A 7,457-nucleotide genomic window follows, 5' to 3' on the forward strand; every position below is an offset into this window, starting at 1 on the left:
GATTGCCTGAGGGCGACGGCGTTGATGGGATGGTGCTCCCATGTCTTCGCCCGAGCACGAACCCGTCGCCCTGCTGTACCAGGCCACGCCTCCCCCTGAGATTGACGGCATTCGCAAGCCCATGAAGCCAGGCGGTTACAGCGACAGTGGCGCTGACATCGCCTATGCCCTCCGAGCGGCAGGCGTTCCTGTGATCACCCCGGGTGATTCTCCTGACCCCGCCCAGGCCATGGACTGGGTCTTCCCCGATACAACCCAGGGGATTGCCGAGGCGCTCGACCAGGGTGCTCGCGTCCTGTGGGCCAACACCGTGTTGTTCGCCGGGCACCCGCTGGAGGCCGTTGTCCACCGGGACGTGCGCATTGTCGGGCAGCACCCGGCGAGGGTGGACCGCTACGACGACAAGTGGCTTACCAACGAGGAGCTTCGTGAGAGCGGCTGTCCCGTGCCCGCCTCCCTCCTGGTCGCCACCGAAGACGGCCCCGGGACTCTCGCCCTGGCCTCCCTCTCCGAGGCGCAGCTCGAGGAGCGGGGATTGCGCTTCCCCCTGGTCGTCAAACCCCTCCGCGGGCGGGGCAGCGAAGGGGTGCGCGCGGTCCACTCCCTCGCGGAGTTGAAACAGTACGCGGCGGGATTACTCTCGACCCGGGACGTCTCAGGGAACCTCCGTTATGGCCAGCGCCTGATGGTGGAGCGCTTCCTCCCTGGCACCGAGGTCACCCTGACCGTGATGCCTCCGGGCTCCTACCTCATCGGCGGCGCCGAGCGGACGTATGCGCAGCACTGGTCGCTGCCCGCCATCCGGCGTTTCAACCACCACGACGGCATTGCGCCTTACAACGGAGTGGTGGCCGTGGTGAATAACAGCGTCCGACTCTCCGACGCCGAGCGCCACGAGCCCGCCATGCAGCGTCTAGAGGCCTGGTGCTCCGTGGCCGCGCGGAAGGTCGGTGCGCTCGCCCCCATCCGGATCGACTGCCGCTCCTCGGAGGAGGGGGAGTTCCTCCTGTTCGACTTGAACATGAAGCCCAACATGACGGGGGCGGGCCGCCCTGGTCGCGAGGACCAGGACAGTCTCAGCGCCCTGGCGGCGGGCGGCGTGGGGTGGTCCTACCGGGACCTCCTGCTCAACATGCTCCGCCAGGCGTGGCGCCTTGCATGAGGCCTCTTGGCCCCGCGGCTCCCCGGTCAGGCGTCGGAGGCGTTGAGCTGCGCCAGCGCCGATTCGACGTACTTGATGCCCTTGGAGGTAATCGCCTTGCCCTTCTTCGTGTCCTGCGCGAAGCCGGTGTGCAGGCGCAGCGCCTTGGCCGCGTTCGGGGCGGCGTACGTCACGCCGAGCTCGCCCCAGAAGCGCGAGGTTGTCCCCGACGTCACTTCCACGTCCAGGGCCCGCGCGAGGTAGAGCGGAATGAGCGAGCGCAGGAGCTGATCCTTCTGCCGCCCGGCCGCTACCAGCACCTCCTGCTTGGGGTGTGCCCGGAGCGCGTCCACCAGCGCCCCCACAGCATTCCCCGAGTCCTCGGCCGGAGTCCGCGCCGGGCTGGCTGCCTTCGCCACCGGGGCCTTCTTGCGGCTCCCAGAGGCCGCCTTCCGCGCGGCAGTGGGCTCGGCCTTCTTCTTCGGCGTGGCGGCCTTCTTCGCGCGCGGTGCCTTCCGGGCCCCGGTCCTGGGCGCCTCGCGCCGGATCTCCGCCGGCCGCACCTCCATACGACCCGTGATGGGCAGGGGATCGATCGAGATCGACACAGTCGGCTCAGGGGGCTCGTGCACATACCCGTTCGGCACGGCCGGGGGAGCGTCATACAGCGAGCGACGGGGCGTTTCGGGCGGCTTGCCCAGGACGTAGCCCCGCAGCGTCTCGAACACCGTTTCCAACCACTGAAGACCGTTGAACACCTGGCGAGCCCTCCTTAGAGGCGCCGGAGGCTACTACAGCCCTGGGCCTTTGGATCATCCGGGCTGCGAATTCGGGTGCCCCCCGCCCGCGGAGTGCTGAAGTTCGATTCTCAATTGCTCACATTGTGCCGCGTCCGCCGTGGCGTGGCCATTCGCTGACAGGATTTGTCACTCCTTGGCGCGATTCGTCACCTCGCGAGCCGTGGGTGGAACGCAAGTGCGCGAGATCAGGAATGCCTGCTCAAAACCAGACATGGGCACGGTCCCTGCTAGGGGCGAGCCGCGCACGGTAGCTGCTCCATGCCGTGAAGGGAGGGGTTGGTGTCGTTCGGGAAAGGGAGCCAGAAAGAAAGAGAAGCGTGATGAACGTAGGTTTGATGCGGAGTGGAGTTAGTGTGATGAGGCTTTTCCTGGCGGCGTGGCTGGTGATGTGGAGCGGCCAGGCTTTGGCGGGTGACGCCCGGGGTCTCTCTGGACGAGACACGAGCATGGCCGGGCGGCGAGTCGTCGCGGCAGGCTTCCAGCACTCGCTGGCGGTGGATCCAAGTGGCGACGTATGGCACTGGGGCGCCGACACCTTCGGCCAGATGAACTCCACGCCCGTGCGGATGCAGGAGCTCCACAGTGTCGTGGCCGTCACGGCCACCCTCTCGCAATCTCTGGCGTTGCGTGCAGACGGCTCCGTGTGGGCCTGGGGACACAACTATGCGGGCGCACTCGGGTTGGGGACGACATTGGAGCAGCCCACGCCCGCCCAGGTGCCGGGCCTCTCGGAGGTGGTGGACATCTCCACGGGTCGCTCCCACTCGCTGGCGGTGCGTGCGGACGGTACCGTGTGGGCCTGGGGCGACAACTCCTTCGGCCAGCTCGGAGAGGAGCCGGGAGTCAACCACTACACGCCCACCCAAGTGCAGGGTCTCACGGACGTGGTGTCCGTCTCGGCTGGCACCGACTTCTCGCTGGCGCTGCGCCGGGATGGCACCGTGTGGGCCTGGGGCACCAACGCCTCCAGCCAGCTTGGCGTCGACAGCACGTCCCTCAGCGTGCGCGCCACGCCCGAGCCGATTCCGGGCCTCACGGGCGTCGTCTCCCTGTCGGCTGGTGACTACCACGCGCTGGCGGTGCGAGCGGACGGCACCGTGTGGACCTGGGGGGACGTGTCCCTGCTCGGGGACACGTATCACTCCTTCCTCGGAACCACCCCCATCCAGGTGCCGGGCCTCTCGGATGCGGTGGAAGTAACGGCCGGCCTCTGGACGAACCTGGCGGTGCGCCGGGACGGCACCGTGTGGGCCTGGGGTGACAACTCCTTTGGCCAGCTCGGCAATGGGACGATGGACTATCAGAGCTACCCGGTCCAGGTCGTTGGGATGACGCGGGTGGTGTCCGTGGTGACGAGCACCATGCACACGATGGCGGTGCGCCGGGACGGCACCGTGTGGGCCTGGGGTGACAACTCCTTCGGCCAGCTCGGAGATGGAACGAACGAAAGTCGCCTCACGCCTGTCCGGGTGCAGGACTTCTAGGATTCAGAGCTGGGTGACGTCCTGAAGCGGGGCGCGGGGCCCTCAGGTTTGCCCCGCGCCTGCCGTGGGTGCCCACAGCTGCCTCTCACGTCAGCAGGGCTCTGGGTCGGAGGGGCAACAATGTGGACATTCCCAGGGCGGCCGTCGTGGCCGCCAGGTGGATGAAGCTCGTCACCGTCATGGAGCGCGGGCGGGAACTCTCCGGCCCTGGAGGGGAGGGCCTGGGCAAGGTTTCAGTCCGGATCCGTGCAGATGCCAGGAGCGCGTCTCTGGAATGCGCCCGACGCGTTCCGGCCCGAACGGTTCAAGCAGTGGAGCGGGAGCCCGTTCGACTTCATCCCCCAGGGGGGAGGCCCTCGTGCCACTGGGCACCGCTGCCCCGGCGAGTGGATCACCATGCACAACGTGACGCTCGCGCTGCACTTCCTCACTCGGTGCATGAGCTACGAGGTGGTGCCGGGTCAGGATCTGAGCGTCGATCCCACCCGCATGCCCACGCGGCCCCGGAGTGGTTTCGTGATCCGCAACGTCCGCGCGACGCTTGCGCTCGACGGCAAGGCCCCGCGTCTGCCCAGCCCCACGGCCGCCCACGACTCCGCAACTGGCTCAGTCGAGGAAGCGTCTCCACCAGCGCCGAGCCTCGTCCTCAGTGAGGCGAAGTGACGTGTACCGGGGCGGCTCAACGGACACCGTGGTTCGAGGGAGGAAAAGCGGCTCGAGCCAGGGCTCCAACACCTGGGCGAACTCGCGGTACGCGGGAAGGGTCTTCCCGGTGGTCAGGTCTCCCGCCTCTGGCCACTCTCCAAGAGAGACAACGACGCGTCCATGGGGGAGCTCCTCGAGTGTCGTCTCGGCTGAGTGCAGCCGAGAGCGTAGAGCCATGGCACCGCCGAGTTGTGCGAGGAGGGGAGGGCCGAAGAAGTTGAGCCAGTGGACCCCATCGACGCGTGGACCCATCCGTTCCGGATGGGTCCAGGCCGTGCGGAGATCGATGCCCGGGTAACGCATGACTTCAGCGCGAAAGTCGGCGTCTGAAGTCCGAACGACACGGTAAAGATGAAGGGCCAGACCGACGTGCCCAGAGGCGAATGGAAGCTTGGAGGCCATGTCGAGGGCCAACTCGCGCACCCGGCCAGGCCCGTGCTCTTCGAGATATTCAGTGGGAAGTGTCGCGGTCAGCAGGCTCACCGAATGTTCCGGAGGAGTGCGCCAGGGGATGCGAGCCCGGTACTCGAGTTGGTAGCCATTGGCGCTGTCGATGCCCCCGGTGAAGAGCAGCCCTCGTTCAAAGCCTCGCTTCTCGATTTCCCTCCGCTCTGAAGCATCGTAGTCATCAGGGAAGGACCACCGCTTCGTGGCCTGTAGAAGGCGGCTTACCCACGTCCACCGCTCCTCCGTCAAACGGGAACCTTCGTCATAGGAGAAGTGGACGGAGTTGATGGTCCTGGGCGTCTGGCCAACTGCACGCATATCGCTGTCGATGGCGTGACTCACCCCGAAGGCAATGTCAGGATGATCGTGTGGCATGTAGAACGTGGCACGGATCACCTCACGTGCGAGCAACTCTCGCCGCGGGCGAGGAGGTTCTCCGTCGTGGTGTTTCCAATGGCCTGGCGGAATGCCGCGAAGGCGAAGGCGGGGAGGGCGGCTATTCATCATTCGATGCCAAATTGCCAGAGTCCGCCGGGGGTAATGAGCCCCACGGGGCATCTCCTCCCTGCGCGCCTCAGAGCGACACGCCCACCTCGAGCAGGGTGAGCCCGTAGAGCACGCCCAGTTCGGGCCGGTCCGTGCCCACCCCCAGGCCTACCTCCATCACGGACACCTGTGTGCGCCCCAGATTGAAGCGCGCGGGTGCCAGTGTCAGCCCGAGCCCGAGCGAAGGCCCCTGCACGGGCAGGAGACGCTCGGACGAGAGGAAGTCGATCCTATCCCCGAAGAGGCCGGTGAGATTCACCAACGCGGCGGGAGACCACCACCCCTGGCGCTGCACGCCCGCGCCCACTCGCACCGCGAGCACCGAGCCCAGCGCCGTGAGGCCGCTCGCGTCCACCTGGAGCAGCCATCGCCCATCCACTGTGTCGCGCAGGCCGATTCCTCCCCCCACGCCCCCTTGGGTACGCGCCGGAGAGAGATACATCGTCGCCCCTGAGTGGGTGTACAGCGAGAGTTGGTGTCGCGGGGGGACTGTCTCCCCGTTCGTCGGCTGCGCGGTGGCCAACGCGGAGAGCAAGAGAAGCGTCGTCGGCGTCATGGCTGTGGACCCTCCGCCCAGAAGGCAAGCCCTGCGGCAGACAGCCGGGTGACTCCCGCGAGGAAGTCTGGGTCAAGCGTGGAGGGCACGTCCGTCTGGCGGTGGTAGTGGGGATTGCGGAAGTTGGCGGTGTCGGTGAGGAAGAGCGCGCTCTGCCCGGCTGTCCAGAAGGGGCCATGGTCGCTGCGCATGAGGTTGCCCGCCAGGGGGCCGGAGCCGTCGATCGGCATGATCGCGCCTCGGATGGGAACGAAGCCCAGCCGGTTGCCCAGCACGTTCAACTCCTCCAGGCGCGGGCGGGACTGCTCGTTGGCGATGGCCGCGATGAAGTCGCCCGTGGTGGGAATGGGGAAGCCGGGCAACTGCTGCTGGGAGCCTGGGCTCGCATCCTTGTAGCCAATGCAGTCGAAGATGATGGAGGCGACGAGGGTCTCCCCGGGAAGCGCTTGCACGTAACGTGCGCTGCCCACCACGCCGATCTCCTCCAGGTCGAAGCCGACGAAGCGCACCGTGCGCGCGAAGCGCTTGCCCGCGGCCAGCCGCGCCATCTCCAGCATGGCGGCCACGCCCGAGCTGTTGTCGTCCGAGCCCGAATAGAAGGCGTCATAATGGGCGCCCACCATCACCACCTCGTCGGGGCGCTCGGTGCCGCGCAGCTCGGCGACGACGTTGGAGGTGGGGAAGTGCGGATCCTCCGTGTCCTGCGTGGTGACGGTGTAGCCGAGCGCCTCGAAGCGCTCGCGCACGAACTGGCGAGCCTTCTCGCGGGTGAGGTGACACACCGGAGAGTGCTCCGTGTTGATTTTCTCAAGATCCAGGACCGTGCAGTCGATGGGCGTGTCTTCGAGGTGGGCCTTCTCGAGCGCCTTCACGTCCGACATCAGGCGGTCCTTCTCCACGACGATGGCGAAGTCCCCCACGCGGGTGACGGCGGCCTCGTCGACAGGGGACCTCGAGGTGCAGGAGCTGACGGCGAGGAAGAGGAGGGCGGCGAACAGGGCTCTCACAGCACCACCCCCAGACGGAAGAGGCCGAGCTGCAGCCGCAGCATGGAGCCGGGCATGGGCGAGAGGAGGGTGCCCCAATGGAGCTCCAGCGCACTCACCGTGAAGCGGTTGAAGGCGAAGCGCAGGGGCGCCGCGTGGATGGCGACGTAGGCGGGCCCGAACCGATCGGCTCGGGTCTTGGGATAGTCGTCGGGAATTCCACTGCTAGGCTGGGTCACGACGGTCATTCCCGAGAGGCCCAGCTCCGGACCCACCAACGGTCTCCAGACACCTTGCCCGGCGACGAGCTGGGCACGCACGTAGAGTTCTAGTGGGAGCTTGCTGGTGTCTGTGACCCCCCAGCGCACACCGCCCCCTAGACGCCATACGTCAAACTCATACGCATAGGCTGTCTCAAGGCCGGGGCGGGAAGGCAAGGTGGGGGAGAGGCCGCTCGCGGAGAACAGATTTCCCCCGAGGGACAGCTCATGTCTGGAGGCCGCGGCCATCCCTGGGAGGAGCGCTGCGGCGATCATCAACCAATGGCGCATAGGTGCGAGACTCTATCTCACGCTTTGTCTGTGGATGTGCACCTCTTCTCGCACTTCTCTGCCAGTGAAGGGGTGTTCATGGTTTTTGGAGCAGAAGTGTTGGAATTTATAGGACATTATGTTTAATGTAACGGCCGACACAGGGGGCACGATGGGTATGTCGAACTGCCCGGCCCCCTTGGTGGTCGTGTAGTTCCACGCATGGCCATGTGCGCCCTCAGAGCTTCGCTCGAGAGGTCGA

Annotated in this window: 8 protein-coding genes; 3 read left to right on the top strand and 5 right to left on the bottom strand. The window is 66.8% G+C overall.

Going from position 1 to position 7,457, the window contains the following annotated elements:
* Positions 1-40: 40 nt before the first annotated feature.
* Positions 41-1,162, top strand: coding sequence for a biotin carboxylase (locus F0U60_RS24510; protein WP_395823859.1), 1,122 nt, complete (start codon positions 41-43; stop codon positions 1,160-1,162).
* Between the two features lie 26 nt (positions 1,163-1,188).
* On the opposite strand, the gene F0U60_RS24515 is transcribed toward F0U60_RS24510, so the two are convergent.
* Positions 1,189-1,899 carry a hypothetical protein gene (locus F0U60_RS24515; RefSeq protein WP_395823861.1) on the bottom strand — a complete coding sequence of 237 codons (711 nt, stop codon included), beginning with the start codon at positions 1,897-1,899 and terminating at the stop codon, positions 1,189-1,191.
* A gap of 398 nt (positions 1,900-2,297) precedes the next feature.
* Between F0U60_RS24515 and F0U60_RS24520 the strand changes: the two genes are divergently transcribed.
* Both F0U60_RS24520 and F0U60_RS24525 read left to right on the top strand, forming a co-directional pair.
* On the top strand, positions 2,298-3,425 hold the full coding sequence (locus tag F0U60_RS24520; protein WP_395823863.1) for an RCC1 domain-containing protein: 1,128 nt from the start codon (positions 2,298-2,300) through the stop codon (positions 3,423-3,425).
* Positions 3,426-3,677: 252 nt separating this feature from the next.
* On the top strand, positions 3,678-4,088 hold the full coding sequence (locus F0U60_RS24525) for a cytochrome P450 (RefSeq protein WP_395823865.1): 411 nt from the start codon (positions 3,678-3,680) through the stop codon (positions 4,086-4,088).
* On the opposite strand, the gene F0U60_RS24530 is transcribed toward F0U60_RS24525, so the two are convergent.
* The 4 genes from F0U60_RS24530 to F0U60_RS24545 all read right to left on the bottom strand — a co-directional run bounded on the left by F0U60_RS24530 (position 4,032) and on the right by F0U60_RS24545 (position 6,913).
* A complete protein-coding gene (locus F0U60_RS24530) occupies positions 4,032-4,895 on the bottom strand; it encodes a type VI immunity family protein (protein WP_395823867.1) in 864 nt (287 codons plus the stop codon). The genes F0U60_RS24525 and F0U60_RS24530 overlap by 57 nt on opposite strands.
* A gap of 256 nt (positions 4,896-5,151) precedes the next feature.
* Complete coding sequence (locus F0U60_RS24535; protein ID WP_395823869.1) at positions 5,152-5,679, bottom strand: hypothetical protein; 528 nt, start codon at positions 5,677-5,679, stop codon at positions 5,152-5,154.
* Positions 5,676-6,686 carry a M28 family peptidase gene (locus tag F0U60_RS24540; protein ID WP_395823871.1) on the bottom strand — a complete coding sequence of 337 codons (1,011 nt, stop codon included), beginning with the start codon at positions 6,684-6,686 and terminating at the stop codon, positions 5,676-5,678. The genes F0U60_RS24535 and F0U60_RS24540 overlap by 4 nt, the downstream gene beginning before the upstream one ends.
* A complete protein-coding gene (locus tag F0U60_RS24545) occupies positions 6,683-6,913 on the bottom strand; it encodes a hypothetical protein (protein ID WP_395823873.1) in 231 nt (76 codons plus the stop codon). The genes F0U60_RS24540 and F0U60_RS24545 overlap by 4 nt, the downstream gene beginning before the upstream one ends.
* Positions 6,914-7,457 lie beyond the last annotated feature (544 nt).

Source organism: Archangium minus (genome assembly GCF_044360475.1).
GTDB lineage: Bacteria > Myxococcota > Myxococcia > Myxococcales > Myxococcaceae > Archangium > Archangium minus.

Bases quoted from the DNA above. Each gene is read 5' to 3' on its own strand.
- F0U60_RS24510 (WP_395823859.1), top strand. From the start codon at position 41: ATGTCTTCGCCCGAGCACGAACCCGTCGCCCTGCTGTACCAGGCCACG.
- F0U60_RS24520 (WP_395823863.1), top strand. From the start codon at position 2,298: ATGAGGCTTTTCCTGGCGGCGTGGCTGGTGATGTGGAGCGGCCAGGCT.
- F0U60_RS24525 (WP_395823865.1), top strand. From the start codon at position 3,678: ATGCCAGGAGCGCGTCTCTGGAATGCGCCCGACGCGTTCCGGCCCGAA.
- F0U60_RS24530 (WP_395823867.1), bottom strand. From the start codon at position 4,895: ATGCGTGCAGTTGGCCAGACGCCCAGGACCATCAACTCCGTCCACTTC.
- F0U60_RS24535 (WP_395823869.1), bottom strand. From the start codon at position 5,679: ATGACGCCGACGACGCTTCTCTTGCTCTCCGCGTTGGCCACCGCGCAG.
- F0U60_RS24545 (WP_395823873.1), bottom strand. From the start codon at position 6,913: ATGACCGTCGTGACCCAGCCTAGCAGTGGAATTCCCGACGACTATCCC.